This window comes from Alloyangia mangrovi (genome assembly GCF_002300555.2).
GTDB lineage: Bacteria > Pseudomonadota > Alphaproteobacteria > Rhodobacterales > Rhodobacteraceae > Salipiger > Salipiger mangrovi.
On record NZ_NTHN02000001.1, the window covers coordinates 134,446 to 157,827 of the forward strand.

Annotated in this window: 20 protein-coding genes and 3 pseudogenes; 10 read left to right on the plus strand and 13 right to left on the minus strand. The window is 66.4% G+C overall.

All coding sequences use genetic code 11. From position 1 onward, the window contains the following. Positions 1-51 precede the first annotated feature (51 nt). From CLG85_RS00650 to CLG85_RS00660, 3 genes are all read right to left on the minus strand, one after another. Positions 52-1,272 carry an OmpP1/FadL family transporter gene (locus CLG85_RS00650; RefSeq protein WP_217989715.1) on the minus strand — a complete coding sequence of 407 codons (1,221 nt, stop codon included), beginning with the start codon at positions 1,270-1,272 and terminating at the stop codon, positions 52-54. A 1,155-nt stretch (positions 1,273-2,427) separates the two neighbouring features. After that, a complete protein-coding gene (locus tag CLG85_RS00655) occupies positions 2,428-2,931 on the minus strand; it encodes an RES family NAD+ phosphorylase (protein ID WP_095881307.1) in 504 nt (167 codons plus the stop codon). Beyond that, on the minus strand, positions 2,928-3,395 hold the full coding sequence (locus CLG85_RS00660; RefSeq protein ID WP_095881308.1) for an Xre family toxin-antitoxin system antitoxin: 468 nt from the start codon (positions 3,393-3,395) through the stop codon (positions 2,928-2,930). Before CLG85_RS00660 ends, CLG85_RS00655 begins: the two co-directional genes overlap by 4 nt. Before the next feature lie 253 nt (positions 3,396-3,648). On the opposite strand from CLG85_RS00660, the gene CLG85_RS00665 reads away from it, so the two are divergent. Beyond that, positions 3,649-3,819, plus strand: coding sequence for a hypothetical protein (locus CLG85_RS00665; RefSeq protein WP_176476506.1), 171 nt, complete (start codon positions 3,649-3,651; stop codon positions 3,817-3,819). A gap of 159 nt (positions 3,820-3,978) precedes the next feature. On the opposite strand, the gene CLG85_RS00670 is transcribed toward CLG85_RS00665, so the two are convergent. From CLG85_RS00670 to CLG85_RS00680, 3 genes are read right to left on the minus strand one after another with little or no spacing between them, the layout of a single operon-like run. Further along, on the minus strand, positions 3,979-5,103 hold the full coding sequence (locus CLG85_RS00670; RefSeq protein ID WP_260348195.1) for an iron-containing alcohol dehydrogenase: 1,125 nt from the start codon (positions 5,101-5,103) through the stop codon (positions 3,979-3,981). Between the two features lie 29 nt (positions 5,104-5,132). Next, the gene (locus tag CLG85_RS00675; RefSeq protein ID WP_260348196.1) at positions 5,133-6,071 is read right to left on the minus strand and encodes a sialidase family protein; all 939 of its coding nucleotides are present in this window, start codon (positions 6,069-6,071) and stop codon (positions 5,133-5,135) included. Next, the gene (locus tag CLG85_RS00680; RefSeq protein ID WP_260348197.1) at positions 6,055-6,303 is read right to left on the minus strand and encodes a hypothetical protein; all 249 of its coding nucleotides are present in this window, start codon (positions 6,301-6,303) and stop codon (positions 6,055-6,057) included. The genes CLG85_RS00675 and CLG85_RS00680 overlap by 17 nt, the downstream gene beginning before the upstream one ends. 387 nt (positions 6,304-6,690) lie before the next feature. On the opposite strand from CLG85_RS00680, the gene CLG85_RS00685 reads away from it, so the two are divergent. From CLG85_RS00685 to CLG85_RS00705, 5 genes and pseudogenes are all read left to right on the plus strand, one after another. Next, positions 6,691-8,193 (plus strand): ABC transporter substrate-binding protein, encoded by a 1,503-nt coding sequence (locus tag CLG85_RS00685; protein ID WP_095880393.1) that lies wholly within the window; start codon positions 6,691-6,693, stop codon positions 8,191-8,193. A gap of 77 nt (positions 8,194-8,270) precedes the next feature. Continuing rightward, positions 8,271-9,185 (plus strand): ABC transporter permease, encoded by a 915-nt coding sequence (locus CLG85_RS00690; RefSeq protein ID WP_095880394.1) that lies wholly within the window; start codon positions 8,271-8,273, stop codon positions 9,183-9,185. A gap of 97 nt (positions 9,186-9,282) precedes the next feature. Beyond that, positions 9,283-10,140: an ABC transporter permease gene (locus tag CLG85_RS00695; RefSeq protein WP_260348200.1), complete on the plus strand. Its 858-nt coding sequence runs from the start codon at positions 9,283-9,285 to the stop codon at positions 10,138-10,140. Beyond that, on the plus strand, positions 10,133-11,752 hold the full coding sequence (locus tag CLG85_RS00700) for an ABC transporter ATP-binding protein (RefSeq protein ID WP_095880395.1): 1,620 nt from the start codon (positions 10,133-10,135) through the stop codon (positions 11,750-11,752). The genes CLG85_RS00695 and CLG85_RS00700 overlap by 8 nt, the downstream gene beginning before the upstream one ends. A gap of 23 nt (positions 11,753-11,775) precedes the next feature. Continuing rightward, a pseudogene (locus CLG85_RS00705) lies at positions 11,776-12,811 on the plus strand (DUF475 domain-containing protein). Between the two features lie 85 nt (positions 12,812-12,896). On the opposite strand, the pseudogene CLG85_RS00710 reads toward CLG85_RS00705, so the two are convergent. The 6 genes and pseudogenes from CLG85_RS00710 to CLG85_RS00735 form a co-directional block, all read right to left on the minus strand. Next, positions 12,897-13,199: pseudogene (locus CLG85_RS00710) on the minus strand (IS30 family transposase); the annotation flags it as partial. 590 nt (positions 13,200-13,789) lie between these two features. Further along, positions 13,790-14,692 (minus strand): annotated as a pseudogene (locus CLG85_RS00715) (aldo/keto reductase); the annotation flags it as partial. Continuing rightward, positions 14,685-15,671 carry a branched-chain amino acid ABC transporter permease gene (locus CLG85_RS00720; protein WP_095880398.1) on the minus strand — a complete coding sequence of 329 codons (987 nt, stop codon included), beginning with the start codon at positions 15,669-15,671 and terminating at the stop codon, positions 14,685-14,687. The gene CLG85_RS00720 and the pseudogene CLG85_RS00715, both read right to left, overlap by 8 nt. Beyond that, positions 15,668-16,582: a branched-chain amino acid ABC transporter permease gene (locus CLG85_RS00725; protein ID WP_095880399.1), complete on the minus strand. Its 915-nt coding sequence runs from the start codon at positions 16,580-16,582 to the stop codon at positions 15,668-15,670. Before CLG85_RS00725 ends, CLG85_RS00720 begins: the two co-directional genes overlap by 4 nt. Next, complete coding sequence (locus tag CLG85_RS00730) at positions 16,579-17,313, minus strand: ABC transporter ATP-binding protein (RefSeq protein WP_095880400.1); 735 nt, start codon at positions 17,311-17,313, stop codon at positions 16,579-16,581. The genes CLG85_RS00725 and CLG85_RS00730 overlap by 4 nt, the downstream gene beginning before the upstream one ends. Next, positions 17,310-18,086: an ABC transporter ATP-binding protein gene (locus CLG85_RS00735; RefSeq protein WP_095880401.1), complete on the minus strand. Its 777-nt coding sequence runs from the start codon at positions 18,084-18,086 to the stop codon at positions 17,310-17,312. The genes CLG85_RS00730 and CLG85_RS00735 overlap by 4 nt, the downstream gene beginning before the upstream one ends. Positions 18,087-18,209: 123 nt before the next feature. Here CLG85_RS00735 and CLG85_RS00740 point away from each other — a divergent pair, with 123 nt between their 5' ends. The 4 genes from CLG85_RS00740 to CLG85_RS00755 are packed head-to-tail and all read left to right on the plus strand — an operon-like array spanning position 18,210 to position 21,642. Continuing rightward, the gene (locus CLG85_RS00740; RefSeq protein WP_095880402.1) at positions 18,210-18,926 is read left to right on the plus strand and encodes a GntR family transcriptional regulator; all 717 of its coding nucleotides are present in this window, start codon (positions 18,210-18,212) and stop codon (positions 18,924-18,926) included. Next, positions 18,919-19,278, plus strand: a complete 360-nt coding sequence (locus CLG85_RS00745; protein WP_095880403.1) for a TIGR04076 family protein — start codon at positions 18,919-18,921, stop codon at positions 19,276-19,278. The genes CLG85_RS00740 and CLG85_RS00745 overlap by 8 nt, the downstream gene beginning before the upstream one ends. A 1-nt stretch (position 19,279) precedes the next feature. Continuing rightward, a complete protein-coding gene (locus CLG85_RS00750) occupies positions 19,280-20,335 on the plus strand; it encodes an aldo/keto reductase (RefSeq protein ID WP_217989670.1) in 1,056 nt (351 codons plus the stop codon). A gap of 50 nt (positions 20,336-20,385) precedes the next feature. Further along, positions 20,386-21,642 (plus strand): ABC transporter substrate-binding protein, encoded by a 1,257-nt coding sequence (locus CLG85_RS00755; RefSeq protein ID WP_095880404.1) that lies wholly within the window; start codon positions 20,386-20,388, stop codon positions 21,640-21,642. Between the two features lie 76 nt (positions 21,643-21,718). Here the strand turns inward: CLG85_RS00755 and CLG85_RS00760 are convergent, their stop codons facing one another. Beyond that, positions 21,719-23,326 (minus strand): FGGY-family carbohydrate kinase, encoded by a 1,608-nt coding sequence (locus tag CLG85_RS00760; protein ID WP_260348211.1) that lies wholly within the window; start codon positions 23,324-23,326, stop codon positions 21,719-21,721. Positions 23,327-23,382: the final 56 nt, after the last annotated feature.

Here is a 23,382-nt window from a genome sequence, read left to right on the forward strand (position 1 = left end):
CCTCCGGTGCCCCGCGCATCGCATGTGCCATGCGCGGGGTCCGGTGGCGGATCAGAACCTGTAGGTCAGGCTGGCACTCAGGATATCGGCGTGGCCTTCATAGGTGCCCTTGAGGGTGCCGAAGGCGGTCGTTTCCTCAATGTCGGCGTCGTCGAAGAAGATATGCGTGTAACCGAAGTTGATCGTCCGATCCGGCGCGAACTCGTAGCTGTAGCCCAGCGATGCCCAGTAGCGGTCGGAATCGGGGATCCGGGCTGTCCGATTGTCGTTCGGCACCGGGCTCTGGTCGTAGGCGACACCGAAATGGATCGTGTGGTTCTCGCGCGGCTTGTAGTCAGCCCCGAGGGCGACGAACCAGGAGTCGTGCCAGTTTTCTTCGGTGACGCTGTCGGCCCGGCCATCGTCGAATTTCACCCGCAGCTCGTCGAAAGTCGACCAGTTCGTCCACGAGACGTCGCCCATCACCGCCCATTGCGGGTTTATCTCATGATAGGCCCCGATGGACACGACATCGGGCATGGTCACTTCGGCCTCGGCATCGGAGCTTCGAAGCGCCGGCACCGCGGAGACATAGGCATCCGGCACGCCGGTGATCTTGGCGGTGCCCTCGAGCGTGTATTTCGCCTTGGAGCGATAGCTCAATCCGACCCGCGTCGTCGGCGCGATGTCGTAGAGCAGGCCCAGCGTGAAGCCGTATCCGTAGCCGTCGCCGGTCAGTTCCGATTTCCCGTCGCCGAGACCGAGCGTCGTGAGATTAAGCGCGTTCGATAGCGTAGCGTCGGCATGGCCGATCTGGATGCCGGCCCCCAGCGACAGCTGGTCGGTTGCCTGCCAGGCGATGCTCGGTGTCAGGACGAGGTTCTGGATCTCGCTCTCGATGGCGAAATAGCGGCCTTTCCAGTCCTCGTCGTACTCGGTGGCAAGGCCGAAGGGCACGGTCAGCGAAAGACCCGCCTTGATCGTGGGCGTGAGGTCGATGAGGCCGTAGAACGCCGGGACGAGCGTGCTCTCGCCCGCGTCTCCGCCGCTGTTGCCGGAATAGCTGAAACCGGCCACTCCCGCGTCGCCCGAGAAGCGGATCGACGGGGCGATATAGTTCAGGTCAATCTGGGCCTGCGTGCCCGGGATATGCGTCATCCCGGCGGGGTTGGTGTAGATCGTGGACAGGTCCGTCGCCTTGGCGGTCGCGCCGGAAAAGGCCGTACCCACGCCTTCGGCGCTCATCTCACGTAACTGGAACCCGGCGGCATTCGCCTTGTCCGTCAATGGCAAGAGCGCAATCACTGCTCCTGCCGCCACAATAGCGGAATGCTTCACGCATCCAGACATTGATCGCTCCTCCCTAAAAACGATCGGATTTCTGAAATCCGTAAGCTTTGGTAGCGATGCATAACCAATACGTCAACAGGTTTACGTAATGGTTATGTCGAGTGGCTCGCCAGGATCGAGACCGCGCAAGCGCTATTTAAAGGCGATGCGCGATCTGGTTCACGTTTGGCCGGAATTTACGCTGCGTCGCGGCGGGTTGCAGGCCTTTGCGCCGGCCTGAGGAAAGTGCGACGGATTGTCCGGCCAGATTCTGGCCGGCATGCTGGGAGGTGGGTCGGTCAGAAGGTGGCGCTTTGGGAGGAGCGGCCATCTCCAGCGATCCGGTCGCCTCTCGAGGAGAAGGGGCGGCCGGACGAGCGCTCCGGCGCCTTTGGAGCGGCTTGGCAGGTCAGTGAAGAGCCGGGCCATGTCTAGCTGCGGTATGCATGCAACACAAAACAGGTCTGCAAAGCTGACCGTTGTGCTGCAAAGCAGCATTGTGTAGATATGTTCTCAAGACGCAGAGATGCGTCTGCGAGTTTCCCGGGGTTCTCTCCTCCTCCCTGAACCCCGGAAATTGGCGGCGACCCTTCTCCTCCTCCCTTGGGTCGCCGCCGCACTCACCTCCTGATCGCAAGACATTTGAATGGCTCTGCCAACCTGCGAAGCCCGCGGTAACGTCGTGGCCGCGCGGGCCAATTGGCAGGTTTTTGCCGTTTCCGGTCATGATATTGGCGGATGCTTGCAATGCCCGCGGGCTGGCGCAGTCTGATCCCGATTGGCTTCGGGAGATTTTGGCCATTATGCAAAGACCGCGTTTTCAAGCCGGTACGAGAGTTCTCGTGCAGCCAAAGAAGAGACGGCCGCGGGAGATTGGACTTGTCACGGACGGACCGATGATCGTGTCGGGCGATCCCTTCTTCAAGGTCGAGACCAGCGAGATTGCGGCTTGGTACTCTGTCGAGCACATTCGTCCCTACCTCAGGGTTGTCGAATAGCTCCGGGCGCGCGTCGGCGCTCCCTCTGCTCATGCCACCTGCGCCCGGGCTGGCCGAGCTTGGGCGGAGTGGTGGCATTGTTCCCCCGACCTCTCAGGGAAGAACCTCTGCTAAGCGGGGTTCACGAGGGAGGCTGCAGCCTGGTGTCGAGCGTGAAACGGGTCTGCTGGACATCGTCGTAAAGTCCCTCAGCCTGGTCCGCGTCCATGAGCAGGTTCCAACTGAAACGGGACACAGCCGAGGGAATCAGGAAGCACCCATGCCTTGCCAGCAGGTCGTTTCCGAACTTCTGCTGGTTGCGGCTGAGCGGCGCCGGGCTGATCCAATGCGGGTTGGGGATGTCGTCGGGGTAGACGACATGGAGCTTTGCCGGCGCGACGATCCGCGCCGAGGTGAGGAAGTGGGGAGCGATGTCCAGCGCCTCGAATCCCTTGTGAACCGCGACCTCAAGGCAGGCGGTGGCAGGGTCGAGGGACGCATAGATCGCCCGCACTCCCGAGGTATTCCACCGGCCACCGACGCGGAAGGCGCCCTCGCCGGTGAACCATGTCTGGTAGTGCTTTTTCTGGTCGATGCGCCAGAATCTGAAGTCTCCGGTCCCGAGGGGCGGCGGCAGGGGCGTCATGTATAGACCCCGTACTCCATGCGGGTCAGGTATTCTTCAACCACTTCCGCTCCGGCAGAGGTTGCGACAAGGTCGATCGGGCAGCGGCGCTCCAAGCCGATCGCCGGCTTGTTCATCCAGTCCACCGCGGCGGCTTCGGAGCCAAGGACCTCGATCGCCTTGCCGAAGATCTCGGCGAAGCGCCAGGCACGACTGCTCTGTTCGCGGCTGAGCAACTCATCCGCGCCCTTGGCCTTCATCCGCTGCAGGGTCCGCACGGAAATCCCGACCGCATTGTATAGGGCCGGGCCCTGATCAAGGAACCCGACCGAGGAGACGAGATGCAGGAGCGCGCCCGCCGGCAGCCCCTTCATCAGGACCTCATGCGCGTCGAGCGCGCTGTTGACCTTGGCCTCCATGGTCTTCTCGCCCCCGAGGAGGTGGACGGCGCGGCCGATGTCGCTGTCGAAATGAGTGGCTTCCATGTCATGACCCTCCATCGCGTCACATGTCGCAATATATACGACACGCGGCGCAAAGTTCAAGATGGCGGCCCGGCATGACGCGCGCTTCGGAAATGCCGGACAAAGCCCTTTGCGGGGTTCTCGTTTTGTGCTAGGAGGGGTCTCCGCCGGAAAATCCGGTGGACACCCGAACATCCAGCGCTTGCCAGTGGACGACATGTCTCGCCCTGCTGGGCTTGCCATGTCCGGGCAACGAAAAAGGGAGAACATTCACATGGGTATTTTCAGCCGCGAACAGACCACCGCCATCGAGCGACTGCTGCAGCAGGGCGTGTCCGATTTCGACATTGCCCAGAAAATTTGTCCCGCCGGAGAGGATCCGGAGCTGCTGCTCGAGGCGGTTTCCATGCACCGCGACCGGCATGAAAAGGCCACCTTGGCCTGACGCCGATAGACAGCCTGATTTTCTGAGCCCGCTGGAGAGTTGCTCCGGTGGGCTCTTTGATTCAGAGGCGGTGCGCCCTGTCGACCTGGGGGCCTGTTCCGGCGTTTGGCGATCGCCGATCATCGCGGCCAAGGCCGATGCCGCCGCTCTCGCGCGGCCTCAGAGGGCCGCGCGGTAGATGTCGTGAATATCCTCCACGCTCATGTCGCGCGGGTTGTTGTCCATGAGCCGCCGGATGGCATGCGCCTCGCCAGCCCAGCCTTCCAGCGCGGGCGCTTCAGCGCCATGCGCCGAGAGGCGCATCTCCACGCCCAGATCGGCGCAGAACCCATGCGCCGCCATCAGCAGACCCTCGGGGCTGCCCGCCCCGGCCAGTCCGAGTGCGGCCGAGACCTCGGCGGTCTTTTCTGGGCGCACCGGCTGGTTGAAGGCCAGAACATGCGGGAAGATGATCGCATTCGCCAGCCCGTGCGGCAGCGACAGGCGGGTGCCGAGCGGATAGGCCAGCGCATGGCCTGCGGCGGTGTTCACCGGCCCGAGGCAGAGGCCGCCGTAGTAGCTGGCCAGCATCATCCCCGCCCGCGCCTCGGAATCGGCGCCGTTCTCGACCGCGCGTCGAAGGAACCTGCCGACCAGAGAGATGCCGAGCCGTGCGTAGGCGTCGATCAGGTCGTGGGCGCGGATGTTGGTGAAGGCCTCGACGCAATGCGCCATGGCGTCGATCCCGGTCGCTGCGGTGACCGCGGGCGGTACGGAGTAGGTTAGCTCGGGGTCAAGAATGGCGATATCGGCCAGCAGGTAGGGGCTCTCAACCGCCACCTTGGACTTCGTCTCGGGATCGGTCAGCAGCGCGCGGATGCCGGCCTCCGAGCCTGTACCGGCGGTGGTGGCCACCTGGGCGAGTCTGGTGCGGCGTCCGGAGACCCTGTTCGGCCCGGCCACCTCCGCCAGAGCCTGCGGGCTGTCCCAGAGCGCGGCGGTCAGCTTGGCCACGTCGAGCACCGAGCCGCCGCCCAGGCCGACCACGAGGTCGGGACCATGCGCGCGGGCCACCTCGAGCACCGCTTCGAACGCGGGAATGTCGGGCTCGGGCGGGACGTTGTCGATCACACGGACGTCGCCGCTCAGGCCGAGGCGCTCGACATATTGCTGCGTCGGGCCGCTGGCGATGACCAAGGGGCGCGCGGCCCCCTCGGCCCAGGTGCCGAGCGTACGCGCTGCGCCGGTGCCGATTTCGAGCCGTGGCGGCTGGTGCAGGGTGATGGGGCGGTCCATGCCGAACATTGCGGGTCTCCTTCGTGCGGGAACAGGGCCTAAGCGCCGAGCGCGGCCAGGGCGGCGGCGTCGAGGCGGACGTGACGGATGGCGCGCCGGTAAAGCGTGTAGGCAATGTCGAGCCCGCCGTCGGGTCGGGGCAGTAGGACGGGATAGGACAGCTCCTTGTTGTGCCCATCTAACGAGTTATTCGACAGGCAGGTGCCGGGGCTGTCCTCGATCACGTGGCGGACCGGGAAGCTGCGTCCGCCGTCGCGCGACAGGCAGAGCGTCAGCGGTGCGCGCTCGACGCCCCAGATCGGGTTGCAGCCTTCCTCGGTCTCGGGGCGGTCGTCGCCCTCGTCGAGCTCGTCGTAGAGCGAGGCGCGGCGGGCATCCGATTGCGCGGCGGAGATTGGGTTGCAGACCAGCGCCAGCCGCCCCTCGCCGAGCATCGCAGCGCCGATCGAGCTGTTGTTATTGGGCACGTCGACGGCGGCGGGTGCGCTCCAGCTGCGCCCGCCGTCATGGCTTTCCGAGCGGTGCACCCAGTCGGCCTGTCGGCGGCGGTAGAAGGCGGCGAGTGACCCGTCGTCCAGCGGCACCGGGCTCATGTGGACGGCGCCGGGCGAGTCCGGTACCTCGGTGATCTCCCAGCTTGCGCCGCCGTCGGTGCTTACCGCCATGGCGGCGGTGTCGAAGGCACCGGTCCAGCGGATGCCGGGGCGGGGGTTGCAGCGGAACAGCGGCAGCATCCAGGCGCCATCGTCGCGCAGCAGCGGCGCGGCGCGGATGAAGGTGCCGGGCGGAAGGCCGGTGTCGCGGGCCGGGCCAGAGACGAGATGATCGCCGTCGCGGTGCAGGGGGCGCATGAACACCCGGGACTCGTCCTGGTTGCCGGCGGGCTGGGCGGTGTTGAAGAGCCAGATTGCACCATCCGCTGCGACGAAGATCACCGGGTTCTGTTCGGAGCGGTCGGGGTCATCGGTCAGCCGCACCGCAGCCCCCCCAGCGCGTGGCGCCCTCGTCCAGCAGGCAGCCGTGGATCGAGATGTCGGACTTGCCCTCGAGCGTGCCGCCGAACCAGACGCAGGCAAGCGCACCATCCGGCATGCGGGCAAGGAAGGCCGCGTGGTTCTGCACCGTCGGCGCGGGCAGGATCGCCTCTTTGCCACCGTCCCTTGGCAGCAGCTCACCAGTCATTCCTGCAGCGATGTCTTCGGGTGTCATCCGCGCTCCTCCTTAAGCGTGATTCCGGCCCGAGAGAACAAGTTTGCAGACAAGTTGTCAAGTTTGTCGCGAGCCGTTGGCTTGAATCGACATCGCTAATCTAACATTAAAACAAGCAATATCAATTATTTGACGCTTGATTTCTAAGTCCGTTGAATTTTCGAAAACAAAGTCATTTGACACATCTTATCAAGTTTACCAATATGCCCGCACCGCAACTGGCCGAGGGAGGAGACCTATGCCAGGCTTCGGAATGACACAGCGACGTTTCCACCGCCGCCCTGCGTTCCGGGCGGAGCCACGGCGGCCGTGGCAGCGCGTCGGAATGGCAGTGGCCGGGCGGTCGGTGAACGGCTGACACGGCGGATTTTCAGGGAGGACACCACAATGAAATACATCACGGCCCTTGCCGGGCTACTGCTGGCCAGCACGGCGATGTCGCCGGCCTTCGCTCAGGACAATCACGATGTGACCGTCGTGCTGGCCGAGGAGGCCGACGTCATCGAGCCCTGCATGGCGACCCGCTCGAACATCGGGCGCATCGTGCTGCAGAACATTTCCGAGACGCTCACCGAGCTCGACGTGCGCGGCGACAAGGGTCTGATGCCCCGCCTTGCCGAAAGCTGGGAGATGGCCGGTGACAATACCTGGCGCTTCCACCTGCGTGAGGGGGTCAAGTTCTCGGACGGCAGCGATTTCGACGCCGAGGACGTGAAGCACAGCTTCGAGCGCGCCGGCAGCGACCAGATCACCTGCGAGATCTCGCGCTATTACGAGGGCATCGATATCACCCCCAAGGTGGTCGATGCGCACACGATCGATTTCACCACCGAGCCGGCGCAGCCGATCCTGCCGCTGCTGCTGTCGCTGCTGACCATCGTGCCCTCCGAGACGCCGCTTGAATTCACCCGCAATCCCATCGGCACCGGCCCCTACATGCTGGCGGAATGGAACCCGGGGCAGGACATCAAGCTGGCCCGCCGCGATGATTACTGGGGCGAGGCACCCGCGGTGACCGGAGCGACCTACCTCTTCCGCACCGATGCTGCCGTGCGCGCCGCCATGGTGCAGACCGGCGAGGCCGATATCGCGCCGTCGATCTCGGCCACCGATGCCACTGACCCGGAGATGGATTTCTCCTACCCGAACTCGGAAACGACCTACCTGCGGATCGATCAGAACGTTGCGCCGCTGGGCGACAAGCGGGTGCGCGAGGCGCTAAACCTCGCTCTCGACCGCGAGGCCTTCATCGGCACCATCCTCGCCGAGGGCACGCAGATCGCCACCGCCATCAACGTGCCGACCACGCTGGGCTGGAACCCGGACGTGACGGCCTGGCCCTATGATCCCGACAAGGCTCGCGCGCTTCTGGCAGAGGCCAAGGCTGACGGCGTTCCCGTCGAGACCACGATCTCGCTGATCGGACGTACCGGCAACTTCCCCGGCGCCACCGAGGTCTTCGAGGCGATCCAGGGCATGCTGACCGACGTCGGCTTCAACATCGACCTGCAGATGGTCGAGGTCGCTGAGCACGAGCAGTACTACTCGAAGCCCTACGTCGAGGATCGTCCGATCCTTGTGGGCGCGCAGCATGACAACTCGCGCGGCGATCCGGTCTTCTCGATGTACTTCAAGTATCATTCCGAGGGGCGGCAGTCGGGGATCAACGATCCCAAGGTCGACGAGCTGATCGAGACCGCGACGGCGGCAACGGGTGAAGAGCGCAGCGCGCTTTGGTCCGAGCTTTTTGCCTACCTGCATGACGACGTGGTGGCAGACGTGCTGCTCTTCCATATGGTCGGCCATGCCCGTGTCGGCGGCCGCGTGGACTTCACGCCGACCATCGCCACCAACAGCTCGCTGCAGCTGTCGGAAATCGGCTTCAAGTAAGCGACCCCCAAGTGACCCACAGGCGCGCGGCCCCGTGCCGCGCGTCTCCAAGGCTCCGCAGACCCCGGGAGGCCCTCATGTCGTCCATGCTGGGAAAACGCGCCGTGTCGAGTTTCATCTCGCTGATGGTGCTGATCGTGCTCGTCTTCTTCCTGTCCCGCCTGACCGGCGATCCGGCGGCTCTCTACCTGCCGGTCGATGCCTCCGAGGAGATGCGGCAGAACTTCCGCGAGATTCACGGGCTCAACGATCCGGTGCTCGTGCAGTTCGGCCATTACCTCGCCGACCTCGTGCGCTTCGATTTCGGCGACAGCTTGCGCAAGGCGCGCCCCGCGCTCGAGGTGGTTCTCGAGGCCTTTACCTGGACGCTCGAGCTGGCGCTGATCACCATGGCGCTGGTCACCGCGGCGGCCATCGCCCTCGGCTCGCTCGCCGCCTTCAACATCGGCTCGCCGCTCGACCGCATTGCTTCGCTGCTGTCGCTGATCGGCGCCTCGGCGCCGGATTTCTGGATCGCCATTGTCGGAATCGTACTCTTCTCGGTCTCGCTCGGCTGGCTGCCGACCTCGGGAACCGGCTCGGTCTGGCACTGGATCCTGCCGATCTCGGTGCTCTTCATCCGTCCCTTCGGCCTGATCCTGCAGGTGGTGCGCGGCTCGATGATCACCGCGCTCGGCTCGGCCTACGTGAAGACCGCCCGGGCCAAGGGCGTGAAGAACCGGCCGATCATCTTCGTGCACACGCTGCGCAACGCCATGCTGCCGGTGATCACCGTGATCGGCGACCAGGCCGCGGCGCTGCTCAACGGTGCGGTGGTGGTCGAGACGATCTTCGGCTTCCCCGGCGTCGGCAAGCTGATGATCGACAGCATCCTGCAGCGAGACTTCAACGTCATCCTTGCGGCGATCATGGTCACCGCGCTGGCCATCTTCGTGATGAACCTGCTGATCGACATCGCCTATGCACTGCTCGATCCGCGCATCCGCACCTGAGAGGATGCCGCAATGACCCTTACAAGCACCGAGACCACCATGGCCCCTTCCCAGTCCCCCCCACCGCGAGCCCGGCAGGATCCGCCGTGTCTTCGCGATGCTCTGGGCCGACAAGTTCGCCTTTGCCGCGGCCCTGTTCCTGATGCTGATGCTGCTCTTTGCGATCTTCGGCCCGGCGCTGCTCGACGGCGTGGCGTCGAAACAGAATTTGCGTGCCCGCAATGCCGCGCCCTTTACGGTCGAGCGTGGCTTTCTATATCTGCTCGGCGGGGATGCGCTGGGGCGTCCGCTGCTGGCGCGGATCATCGTGGCGGCGCAGAACACCCTGACCATTGCTGCCGGTGCCGTGGCCGCGTCCATGGTGATTGGGTCGACGCTCGGGCTGATTGCCGGCTATGCCGGCAAGACCACGGGTGAGGTGATCATGCGGCTTGCGGATGTCATCATGTCCTTCCCGTCGCTGCTCCTGGCGGTAATCGTGCTTTACATGCTCGAGCCCTCGATCGGGAACCTTGTGCTGGTGCTGGCGATCACCCGGATCCCGATCTACCTGCGGACCACTCGCGCCGAGGTGCTCGAGGTGCGCGAGCGGATGTTCGTGCAGGCGGCGCAGGTGATGGGCGCCTCGACGTCCAGGATCATCTTCCGGCACATCCTGCCGGTGATCCTGCCGACGCTGCTGACCATCGCCACGCTCGACTTCGCCTTCGTCATGCTGGCGGAATCCGCGCTGTCCTTCCTCGGCATCGGCATCCAGCCGCCCGAGGTCACCTGGGGCCTCATGGTCAGCCAGGGAAGGCAGTATCTCACCAACGCCTGGTGGCTGGCCTTCTGGCCGGGCCTGATGATCATCCTGACGACCATGTCCCTCAACCTGCTCTCGGGCTGGATGCGTGTCGCGCTCAACCCGACACAGCGCTGGCGGCTCGAGCTTGGAGGCAAGCGCAATGGCTGAGCATCTTCTCGAAGTGCGCGACCTTTCGGTGCGCTTCCACACCGCGCGCGGGGTGGTGAACGCGGTCAACGGCATCTCCTGGCACCTCGACCGGGGCGAGACGCTCGCCATCCTCGGCGAGTCTGGCTCGGGCAAGTCGGTCTCGGCCTCGGCGATCATGAACCTCATCGACTGCCCGCCGGGCGAGATCACCTCGGGGCAGATCCTCTTCGAGGGGCGCGACCTGCTGACGCTGGGCGGCGAGGCCCGGCGAGAGATCAACGGCCGGCGCATTGCGATGATTTTCCAGGACCCGCTGAGCCATCTCAACCCGGTCTACCCGGTGGGCTGGCAGATCGCCGAGGCAGGCATGGCCCATGGCGAGAGCCGGCACGACGCCTATGCGCGCACGCTCGAGCTGATGCGCCGCGTCGGTATTCCCGAGCCCGACGCGGCGATGAAGAAATACCCGCACCAATTCTCGGGCGGGCAGCGGCAGCGCCTGATGATCGCCATGGCGCTGGTGCTGAAGCCAGACATCCTGATCGCCGACGAGCCGACCACCGCGCTCGACGTGACGGTGCAGGCCGAGGTGCTCTCGCTGCTCGAGGAGTTGCAGGAAGAGACCGGCATGGGGCTTTTGCTGATCACCCACGATCTGGGGGTGGTGGCCGAGGCAGCGGACCGGGCGGTGGTGATGCAGGGCGGGCGGATCGTCGAGACGGGCACCCCGCGCGAGCTCTACCACAACGCCCAGCATCCCTACACGCGCAAGCTGCTGGCCGCCGCGCCCGGGAAGGGTGCCATGCGCCAGGCCGACGAGAGACCCGCGCCGATCCTGCAGGTGCGCGGGCTAACCAAGAGCTACGGCGCCTTCACCGCGCTCAAATGCGCCGACTTCGACCTGCGCGCCGGCGAGACGCTGGCGGTGGTGGGGGAGAGCGGATCGGGTAAGTCCACCGTCGCGCGGCTCATCCTGCGCCTCGAGGAAGCCAGCGGCGGCGAGGCGCTCTGGAAGGGCGAGGACCTTCTGAAGAAATCGCACCGGCAGATGGCGCCGCTGCGCCGACAGTTGCAGATGGTGTTCCAGGACCCGACGCAATCGCTCGCGCCGCATATGTCGGTGTTCGAGATCATCTCCGAGGCCTGGGCGATCCACCGCGACATCCTACCAAAGGCGCGCTGGCGGGCGCGGGTGACCGAGCTGCTTGAGCAGGTCGGTCTGCAGCCCGAGCACGCCGACCGCTACCCGCACCAGTTCTCGGGCGGGCAGCGCCAGCGCATCGCCATTGCCCGCGCGCTGGCGCTCGAGCCCGAGCTGATCATCTGCGACGAGGCGGTCTCGGCGCTCGACGTGTCGATCCAGGCGCAGGTGATCGACCTTTTGGGCCGGCTGCGCGACGAGCTTGGCATCGCTTTCATCTTCATCGCCCATGACCTGCCGGTGGTCCGCGATTTCGCCGACAGGGTGCTGGTCATGCAGAAGGGTGAGATCGTCGAGCAGGGGCCGGTGACGGAAATCTTCGAACGCCCGCGCGAGCTTTACACGCAGCGCTTGCTGGCGGCGGGTCTCGACGCCGACCCGGACGTGCAGGCCGGGCGCCGCGCCGCGCGGCTGGCGCTGGCGGGTTGAAACCCAAGGGTTGGAGAGCAGGCATGTCCACCACATTGCACTATTTCAAATGGGCGTTTCTCGTCACCGGGATGGGTCTCGCGGGCAGCTTCTGGCTCGGCTGGCTCTATGGCGGTACGCTCGGCTCGGCGCTCTCGTTCCTGCTGATCGGCGCTGTGCTTGCGGTGCTCGAAATCTCGCTGAGCTTCGATAATGCCATCGTCAATGCCAACAAGCTCAAGACCATGCACCCGCTCTGGCGCAGGCGCTTCCTGACCTGGGGCATTCTCATCGCGGTCTTTGGCATGCGCATTGTCTTCCCGCTGGCGGTGGTCGCAATTGCCGCGCATGTGGGGCCGATCGATGCGCTGATCCTGGCCGCCCGAGAGCCGCAGGAATACGCCCGGCTGATGTCCGAGAGCCACCTGTCGATTGCCGCCTTCGGGGGCGCCTTCCTGATGATGGTGGCATTGTCCTTCTTCATCGACGAGGGCAAGGACATCGACTGGATCGCCCGGGTCGAGTGCCGCATGCGCTCGATCGGCACGGTCAAGGGCGTCGCCTATGGGCTGGTGTTGCTTTTCGTGATGCTCTTCGGGCTCGGGCTCGGGGTGCACGACCAGGCGACTTTCTACCGGGCCGCGATCATGGGGCTCGTGGTCTACATGGGGGTCGACACGCTGAGCCATCTGCTCGACGCCGAGACCGAGGTGCTGAGTGCCGCGCGGGCCGGGGGGGCTGGGGGCCTTCCTTTATCTCGAGGTGCTTGACGCATCCTTCAGCTTCGACGGGGTGATCGGGGCCTTCGCGCTGACCCAGAACCTCTTCCTGATCGCGATCGGCCTCGGCATCGGAGCCATGTATGTGCGCTCGATGACGCTGATGCTGGTCGACCGCCGCACCCTCAGCGAGTTCCGCTTTCTCGAGCATGGCGCCTTCTACTCGATCCTTGCGCTTTCCATGATCATGTTCGCGCAGAGCGTGGTTCATGTGCCCGAGGTGGTGACCGGGCTGCTCGGCGCGACAATCATCGGCTTGTCCCTGTTTTCCTCGATCCAGTTCAACCGGCGCAGCGCCTGAGCCATCGCGCTGCTGCGTCGCGCCGGAAGCCGCCGGGGCTCCCTGTTTGAACATTGTGTGTGCGCTACTTGAAGCGCGACTCCCATTACCTGCGACGGTAGGGGCACCCGCCCATTTCCTCCATCATCTTTTCTCGGAAGACCTCGGCCGGGGTCCGCCATCCGAGGCATTTGCGGGGCGTGTTGTTGAGCTGGTCGCAGAGTTGCTTCAGCTCAAGCTCCGTCATGGCCGCGACGTCACGCTGCCTTGGAAGCCAGCGGCGGAGGCGGCGGTTGGTGTTCTCGACTGCACCTTTCTGCCAGGGCGAGGATGGGTCGCAAAACCAGGTTTGGGTTCCGAGCTGGGCCTGCAGGTGCGGCCATGACACGAACTCCGTGCCGCGGTCGAAGGGATCAGCCGGGCAACATCGCCTCGGCCTCGATCTCCACCCGATAGGGGCCGATAAGCTGCGCCACCTGCAGCAGGGTGTTGGCCGGCGGGTGATCTCCGAAGAAGCGCCCATGCGCGATGGAGACAGGCTCGCAATCCTCGGCGTCGATCAGGTAGACCCGGGTGCGCACCACGTGTTCGGGACCGGCGCCATGGGCGCGGAGGGCGGCGACGATCTTGTCGAGCACATAAGTTGCCTGCGCCCCGGCATTTCCGGGGGCGACGTTGTGAGTGTCTCCATGGGTCGCGGTGGTGCCCGAGACAAGGATCCGGTTGCCCACCTTCACCGCACGGCAATAGCCGGCGATCGGCTCCCACTTTGAGCCGGTGAAGACCCGGGCGCGGTCTGGAAGGGTGGCATCGGCCACCGCGGGGTGCACCGGGGGGGATCTCGCTCAGGTGATGCGACAGATCCCCCGAGGCGGTCAGGAAGGGCGGCTTGCGGTATTCGTCGCCGCAGTCTCCCGGCACCATGGTCATGCGCGCGAAGACCGCGTCGAGCTTCGCGTGATCCTCGGTATCGAGCGCGAAGCCGAAGATCTGCAGGTTGTCGGCGCGGTGCTCGGCCTCGGTGATGCGGGCGCCGATGATCGTCGCCGCAACCGAGGGGATGTCGAGCACCCAGCGCGAGGCGACGTTGGACAGTGACACGCCGTGCTTCTGGCCGATCTCATGCGCCGCCGCGAGCAGATCCTGGAAGCGCTGCCATCCCCCGGCCACGTCGATGAAGCGCTTGTACTTCATCCGCGACCAGTCGGGGATGTCGCGCGGCTCGGGCTTGCCGAGCCACTTCTCGGAGATGAAGCCGCCGCAGAGCGTGCCATAGGCCAGCAACTTGACCCCCGAGCGCTTGCAGAGCGCGGTCAGTGCGCCGGCTGCACGGCGGTCGACGAGAGAAAAGCTCACCTGGTTCGAGACGATCTCGATGCCCTCGGCCAGCGCGACCTCGAGGTGTGCAGCATCGAAGTTGGTGACCCCGATGGCGCCGATCAGCCCCTCGGAACGCAGCGCCTCGATTTCGCGCAGGGCGTCGAGCCAGCGCGGGTCCTCGAAGCTCCACCAGTGAAATTGCAGCAGGTCGATGCGGTCGGTGCGCAGCCGGTCAAGCCGGTCCTGGATGCCGGCGCGGACGATCTCGGGGGTCATCGGGCCGGGCTCGGGGCACCACTTGGTGAATGCGGTGACCCGCGCCATGCCGGGGCGCGAGGTCAGCTCGCCGGTGATGACCTCGGCCGAGCCGTAGTGGTCGGCCATGTCGAAACTGTCGAAGCCCGCGGCGGCATAGGCCTGCAGCCGGTCGGCGGCCGCGACCGGGTCGAGCGTGCTGCCGTCCTTTTCGAGATCGGCGACCTGCCACAGCCCGCAGACGAGCCGCGCGATGTTGAGCCCCGGCGCGAGGTCGACGCGCGGCAGGGCAGGGGCAGTGCCAGCGGAAAGGGAGGTGTCAGGCATTGGTCTCGGTTCCTTCGGAGATCTTGGGGGCGGTGCGCGTCTTGGCTCGCCGCAGGGTTCCGGCCTCGCCGAGGAGGCCGCGCGGGCGCAGCAGCAGCACGGCGCAGAGCGCAACGCCGATCATGACGATCTGCAGCGAGGCGGCGCGGGCCTGCTGCTCGGTGGGAAAGAGCGCGCTGACGGCGGAGCCCGAGACGGCCCAGATCGCCCAGACCAGAACTGCGCCGAGGATCGCGCCGCGCATGTTGCCCGAGCCGCCGACGATCAGCATGGTCCAGACCTGGAAGGTCAGGATCGGCAGGTAGTTGTCGGGGGCGATGAAGCCGATGAAATGGCCCTGCGCGGCGCCGCCGATGCCCATCACGAAGCCGCCGATGGCAAAGGCCTGCAGCCGGTAGGTCACCGGGTTCTTGCCGAGCGCGCGGGCGGCGGTCTCATCCTCGCGCAGCGCTCGCAGCACGCGGCCCCAGGGGGAGCGGACGAGGTGTTCGAGCGCGAGATAGCAGATTAGCACGGTGACAATCATCACCGAGAGGTTGGACAGCGCGAAAAGGTCGGCATCGCCCTGCAGCGCGCCGAAGGGGCGGGGGATGAACCCGACGCCGAAGGGGCCGCCGGTCAGCCCCTCGAGGTTCAAGAGCGCCAGCTGGATGACCACCGCGGCCCCGAAGGTGGCGATGGCGAGGTAGTCCGAGCGCAGCCGCAGCGTCAGCGCGCCGATGGCAAGGCAGAGCAGCCCCGCGGCCAGCCCGCCACCCAGCCATCCAAAGATCATCGGCAGCTCGAAGCCGCCGAGACGGCCCTCGATCGGCGGGGTGGTCAGGATCGCCGAGACATAGGCGCCCACGGCGACAAACCCCGCGACCCCGACGTTGAAGAGGCCGGTCTGGCCCCATTGCAGGTTCAGTCCGAGGCAGATGACCGCATAGGTCAGCGCCATGGTCAGGAAGAAGGCCGCGTAGGAGAGCAGGTCGATCATGCGCTGACCTTTCCGAAGATGCCCTGCGGACGCAGCAGCAGGACCGCGACAAGGATGACGAAGGACACGGCAGCACGCCATTCCGCGCCGATGACCTGCACGGTCAATGCCTCGGCCAGCCCAACGATCAGACCGGCCAGCATCGCCCCCGGAACCGAGCCGATCCCTCCGAGGATCGCCGCGGCGAAGAGCGGCAGCAGCAAATCATGCCCCATGGTGGGCCGGATCTGCACCACCACGCCGGACATGATCCCCGCCACCGCGGCCAGCGCCGCGCCAAGGACCCAGACCATGCGGATCACCGCGCGCGTGTCGATGCCGACCAGCGCCGAGAGCTGCGGGTCCTCCGACACCGCGCGCATCGACCGGCCCGCGGCGGTGCGGGTCAGCAGCAGGTGCACCAGCACCACCAGCACCACGCCAAGCGCCACGACCAGCAGCTGGTCGGGGGTGGCGCGCAGGCCGGGCAGGATCTCGCGGCTGATCTGCAGCGCGTTCGAGAAGTACTTAGGGCTCGAGGTATAGGCGAACTCCAGCAGGTTGCGCAGCGCCAGCGCCGCGCCGAAGGAGGCCATGACAAGGATGATGGTCACCGCACCCGAGCGGCGCAGCCGGCCGAAGAGCAGCCAGTCCACGGCAAGCGTCAGCGCTGCGGTCAGCAGGATAGACCCCACCATGGCGATGGGGACCGACCAGCCGAAACTGAACGGCCCAAGCGACGTCCCCAGCCCGGGCAGCAACGCTCCGAGCGCGCCGCTGAGCGTCAGCGCGAGATAGGCACCCCAGCTCAACAGCTCGCCGTGGGCGAAGTTCGCGAAGCGCAGGATCGCGTAGGTCAGGGTCACGCCGATGGCGCCGAGACCGATGATCGCCCCGTTGACCAGCCCGTCCATGATCGGCTGCAGCGTCATGCCTGTGCCTCCTTCTGGTGGCCGCCGAGATAGAGGTCTGCCACGATCGGGTCATTGGTAAGCGCATCTGAGGGGGCATCATGCGCCACGCGGCCCTCGACCAGCACCACGCCGCGGCTGGCGATCTCGAGGCCGGCGCGCACGTTCTGTTCCACCAACAAGATTGTCGTTCCTCTTGCGTTGATGTCGCGCAGCCGGTCGAAGACTTCCGAGACCATCAGTGGCGAGAGGCCCGCGGAGGGTTCGTCGAGGATCAGCACCTCGGGGTCGATGATCAGCGCGCGCGCCACCGCCAGCATTTGCCGCTGCCCGCCCGAAAGGCTGCCAGCGCGGGTGCCGGGACGGCGGGCGAGGTCGGGGAAGGTCTCCATCATCGCGGCGATCCGTTCGGCGCGCGCCGGTTTCGGCAGGATCTGCGCGGCGAGCTGAAGGTTCTCGCGGATCGTCATGCGGGCAAAGATATTCTCGGTCTGCGGCACGAAGGCCAGCCCGTGCCGCAGGCGCAGGTGTGCGGGCAGGTCCGAGATCTCCTCGCCGCGCAGCTGGATCGATCCGCCATGCACGGGCACCAGTCCCGCCACGGTCTTCACCAGTGTCGACTTGCCCGCGCCGTTTGGGCCGAGCAGCACGACGAATTCGCCCTCGCTCACCGCCAGATCGACCCCCTTCAGGATCGCCAGCTCGGGCTGGTACCCGGCCGAGAGATCGCGGACGCGCAGCACATCGCTCATGCGGCATCCCCCAGGTACGCGCGCACCACCTCGGGCTCGCGGATCACCGCGTCCGGGGCGCCCTGCGCCAACTCCCGGCCAAGCGCCATGACCACGACGCGCGAGCAAAGCCGCGCCACCATGTCCATATTGTGCTCGATCAGCAGGATCGACACGCCCTGCGTGTTGAGGTCCACGATCCGCGCCATGATCTGCTCGAGCAGCGAGGGGTTCACCCCGGCGGCGGGCTCGTCGAGCAGGATCACCTTGGGGTCTGCCATGAGGATCCGCGCCAGTTCCAGCAGCTTCCGCTGGCCGCCGGAGAGCACGCTCGCGGGCTGGTCGGTGAGGTACGAGAGCAGCAGGAAATCGAGGATGTGCCGCGCCTTTTCCAGGGCGCGGGCCTCGTCCCGGCGCGAGGCGCCGATGCGGAAGGCGGCGCCAAAGACGCTTTCGCCGCTCTGCTTCTGCGCGCCGCAGAGGACATTTTCCAGCACGCTCATCCGCGGGAAGGGGCGGGGGATCTGGAAGGTGCGTCCGAGCCCGCGGCCCAGGCGCTTCTCGGCGCCCTCGGCGGTCACGTCACTGCCCATGAGTTCGATCCGCCCGGCAGAGGGCTGAAGAGAGCCCGCGAGCATGTTGAACATGGTGGTCTTGCCCGCACCATTCGGTCCGATCAGGCCCAGCAGCTCGCCCGGGGCCAGCGAGAGGGACATGTCGTCCACCGCGCGGTTCCCCTGGAAGCTGCGGCAAAGGCCATGCGCCGAAAGGACCGCGCCTCGGATCGTTTCCATTCCACTTTCCCTATGGACGCCGGGACCGGCATTGCACTCGGCATAATTGTATCTTTGATCAAAGATTATTGACACGGATCTCGGATGCAAGCCAAAAACAACTGAACGGCACGGCGAGGACAGATGAACGACTCCCAAACGGACAACGTGGCGGTGCCCGGGCTGGGGCGCGTGGGACGCGCTTCTCTGCAGCAGCGAGTCTACGAGGAACTGACCAAATCGCTGATCCACGGGGCCTTTGCCGCGGGGCAGGTGCTGCGCATGCAGGCCGTGGCCGACACGCTGGGCGTGTCGATCATGCCGGTGCGCGAGGCGCTTGGCCGGCTGGTAACGGAAGGCGCGCTGGAGGTCATGCCGAACCGCTCGACCCGGGTGCCGCTGATCACCGAGGCGCGTCTCGACGACCTCTCGCGCGCCCGCTGCCTGATCGAGGGCGAGCTGGTGCGCCTCGCCGCGGTGCAGATTAATGCCGAAACGGTCGATCTGCTGCGGCAGCAGACGCAGGCCTGCGAAGAGGCCTTCGTGCGGCTCGATGCCGAACATGCCACCGAGACCTCGGTGCTGAACAATGATTTCCACTTCACGATCTACCGCGCTGCCGGCTCCGAGGTGCTTCTGCCCATCGTGCGCAGCCTCTGGATGCAGTCAGGGCCCTTCGTACGGGCTTCTGCAATTATTTACGGGCGCAACCCGTCCCTGACCGCGGTGCACCACCACTGGGCGCTGATCGCCGCGCTCGAGGCGCGTGATGCCGAGGCGGCCGTGGCCGCGCTGCACGCCGACATCACCCAGTCCTTCGACCTGATCCGCGCCGACATGAAGAGGGCCCAAGATGACTGACGACAGCTTCGAACTCTGGGATCTGAGGATCGAGGTGGTCGCGCCCGAGGGCGGCGCGATCTATTGCAACGCCAAGCCCGGAGACTGGTTCGAGCTGCGCGGAGAGATGCTCTACCTGCCGCCCGGGCAGGGGTTCTCGATCTACTCGCTGGCCTCCGTGCTGCCACTGCTCGCGGCGAAGCAGCGCCAGACCCACCCCAACGACTGGATGAGCACCGACGCGGAGGTGGCCTGCCCGGATCCCAACTGCTCAACCCGGCTGCGCATCACGCGGACCGGCAAGCGGCGGTTCAGCCATGCCGAGACCACCGCCGTCCCGTTGCCCGCCGCATCTCTGCCCAAGGAGACCTGACATGACCATGCCGCGCACCACCCTCGCCCCCGGCTACGAGATTTCTCGCGTGATCCGCGGCGGCTGGCAGTTGGCCGGGGGCCATGGCGAGATCGACCATGCCGAGGCGGTCGAGGACCTGATCGCCGCCGCCGAGGCCGGGATCACCACCTTTGACTGCGCCGACATCTACACCGGCGTCGAGGAGATCATCGGCGCCTTCCGCGCCGAATACGGCAACCGCCACGGCGCCGAGGCGCTGGCGCGGATCCGCGTGCATACCAAATGCGTGCCCGACCTCGACAAGCTCGGCCGGCTGACCCGGCCCATGCTGCGCGAGACCGTGGCCCGCTCGGCGGTGCGGCTCGGGGTCCAGCGGCTCGACCTCGTGCAGTTCCACTGGTGGGATTACGCGCAGGGCGACTGGCTGCAGGCGGCGCAGTGGCTCAAGGAATTCCAGGACGAGGGGCTGATCCACCTGCTCTCGGGCACCAACTTCGACACCGACCACGTGGCGACCATGTTCGGCGCGGGCATCCGGCTGGCGACGCTGCAGACGCAGTACTCGCTGCTCGACCGCCGCCCCGAGAAGCGCATGGCGGCGCTGGCGGCGCAGGAGGGGATGCGCTTCCTTTGCTATGGCACCGTCGCGGGCGGCTTCCTGTCGGACCGCTGGCTCGGCCAGGCCGATCCCGAGGGCGAGATGGAGAACCGCTCGCTGACCAAGTACCACCTGATCATCGAAGATTTCGGCGGCTGGGACCTGTTCCAGAGCCTTCTGGAAACCCTGCGCGCCATCGCCGACACCCATGGCTGCGACGTGGCGACCGTGGCCTCTGCCGCGGTACTGACCCGGCCGCAGGTGGCCGGGGTCATCGTCGGGGCGCGCAACCGCAGCCACCTCGCCGCGAACCTGAAGGTCGGAGAGATCGTGCTGACCGGGGCCGACATGGCCGCGATCGACGCTGTGCTGGCGCAGGCCCGGCAACTCGAAGGTGATGTCTACACGCTGGAGCGCGACCGCCACGGGCGCCACGGCTCGATCATGAAGTACAACCTCAACAAAGAAGAGGCCTGAGCCTCCGATCCCAGCCCAGAGCGGGCACCTTCCAACAGGAGCATCCTGAAATGAAACATCTTCTTCTTGCCTCTGCGGCTACTGCCGCTCTGGCGACCGGGGCCATGGCCCAGGACTGCGAGGTCGAGGTCGGCATGGTCATGGAGCTGACCGGTCCCGCCGGCGTTTACGGCCAGGCCGGGGCAAAGGCCGTGGACATGGCCTTCCGCGACATCAACGAGGCCGGCGGCGTGCTGGGCTGCAAGATCACCTCGGACACCCGCGACAGCCAGAGCCAGGGCAATGTCGCCGTCGATCAGGCGACGCAGCTGGTCAACATCGGCAAGGTGCCGGTGCTGATCGGCGGCATCATTTCCTCGGTCTCGATCCCGATCCTGACCTCGGTCACCGGTCCCGCGGGCGTGGTGCAGGTCTCGCCGGCGTCGTCGTCGCCGACGCTGACCCAGCTCGGCCAGGACGGCAAGACCGGCGGCTACTTCTTCCGCACCATCACCTCGGATGCGCTGCAGGGCACGGCGGCGGCGCAATATGCCATCGACCAGGGGCTCAAGAAGCTCGCGATCATCCACGTGAACAATGATTTCGGCGTCAACATGATGCGGGAATTCAAGAAGACCTACGAGGCGCTCGGCGGCGAAATCACCTCGGTCACGCCGTACAACGAGAAGCAGGCGAACTATTCCTCGGAGGCGACCGCCGCGCTCAAGGGCAACCCCGAGAGCCTCTATCTGATCTCCTACCCGGTCGATGGAGCGACCATCGCGCGGGCGTGGATCTCCTCCGGCCGACCGCAGAGCTTCCTGCTGAACGACGGCATGAACTCGTCGGACTTCATCAGCGCTGTGGGCGCGCAATATCTCAACGGCGCCTACGGTACGTCCTCGGGCACGTCGGAAACCGCATCGACCACCTATTTCTACGACAATTTCGCCGCGTTCTCCGGCGGCATCGCACCCGACGCGCCGGCGGCGGACCGCTCCTATGATGCCGGTGCTATCGTCGCGCTGGCCATCGCGCAGGCGGGCGAGGCCTCGGCCGAGGCGATCCGCGACGCGATCCCGCAGGTTACTGGCACCGAGGGAGAGCCGATCTACGCCGGTCCCGAGGAGTTCGAGAAGGCGCTCGAGTTGATCAAGGCTGGCGAGAAAATCCGCTACGAAGGCGTGATCGGCCCGGTGGTCTTCGACCAGTACGGCGACATCACCGGACCGTTCCGCCTTTGGAAGATCACCGATGGCGAGGTGGTGACCTCGGGCACCATGTCGCCCGAAGAGGTCGCGAAGGTGAAGGCCGCGATCACCGAGTGAGCTGCCGCGGTTGACGAGAAACGCCCCGGCGCTGTCAGGGGCGTTTCTGTAGGCGGCACATTCAGGGTGCGGGACTTCAGCTCGCCGCCATGATCTCGCGATAGGCCGCGTGGTCCGCCTGCATCCGGCGGAACACGCGGTACTTGGCATCGTGGTAGGCAGCGATCTCGCCGCCGCGCGGGGCGATCTCCTGCACCGCGGGGGCCATGGCGCGCATCGCCCCGCCAAGCGACGGCTGCGCTCCCGCCGCCACCGCGCCCAGCATGGCCGAGCCGAGCAGCACCGGCTCGGGGGTCTTTGGGACAATCACCGGTACGCCGCAGGCATCCGCCGTCTCGCGCAGGTAGAGCGCGTTCTTCGCCAGCCCGCCCGAGACGACGATGCTGCCGATCCCGGCCCCGGCGGCGCGCATCTCGTCCAATATGTGCCGCGTGCCATAGGCGAGCGCCTGCAGCGTCGCGAGGTAGTCGAGCGCCAGATCGTCCCGCCCGGTGTCGAGCGTGATCCCGTCGATGCCGCCTCTGCGCCAGGGCGCGGCCAGCGGCGAGCGGTTGCCATGCGCGTCTGGCTGGACGTGGCGGGCACGGGTGAGCGTGGCGCTCTCCTTTCCCATCTCGGCGAGCCGTGTGTCGAGAAGGGCGGCGGGGTGCTGGCCCGCGGCCATGGCCTCTGCCCTCAGCGCAGGGAAAGCCCCGTGGCGGGCGAGCATCGCGTCGATCAGCGCCCCCGCCGCCGACTGACCGCCCTCGTTGATCCAGAGCCCGGGCAACAGCGCGCCGAAATATGGGCCCCAGACGCCCGGAACATAAGCCGGTTCGCCGGTCACCGCGATGTGGCAGGTCGAGGTCCCGGCGATCATCGCGAGGCTCTGCGTGCTGCCCGCGCCAAGCGTGCCGAGCGCGCCGGCATATGCGTCGATCAAGCTCGCGCCGACCGCGATGCCCTCGGGCAGGCCAAGCTCGGCGGCAGCCTGCGCCGTCAACCCGCCGAGCCGGGTGCCGGGTGCGGCAATCTCGGCGCCGATGCGGGCGTGGCCCCCGGGGCCGGTCAGCGCCTCGAGGCCGATGGCCGAAAGGAAGCCATCGTCCCAGCCCTCACCGCCGAGGCCGAGATGGCCGAGATAGGTCCATTTGCAGACCAGCGAACAGAGCGAGCGTGCCCGACTTCCGCAGGCGCGCCAGACCAGCCAGTCGGGCAAATCCCACAGATGTGCGGCGCGGGCGAAACGCTCGGGCATCTCGCGCTGCAGCCAGCGCAACTTGGGCATCTGCATCTCGGGGCTGATCGCTTCGCCTACGTGGCGCAGCGGAGCACCGCCGATGGCATTGATCTCCTCGGCGTCCGACAGCGCCCGGTGGTCCATCCAGACGAGGATATCCTGTTCGGGCGCCTCCCCGGGGTCCACTGAAACCGGTCGGTCATCGGCATCAGCCAGTACCAGAGAGCAGGTGGCGTCGAAGCCGAGGCCCGCCACCTCCGCAGGGCGGATGCCCGAGGTGGATACGGCCTCGCGCACCGCGGTGCAGATCGCCTCCCAGATGTCGGTGCTGCTCTGCTGCGCCCAGTCCGGTCGGGGCCGCCACATGGCGATCTCGCGGCCGCCAGAGGCGAGCAGGTTTCCCTCCGCGTCGAACACCCCGGCGCGCGCACTTCCGGTGCCCACGTCGATGCCGATGAAATTCATCTTTCCACCTCGTCCTCTCGGCGTCCTGCACAGCCCGGATGTGTGCCTTGCCCCCC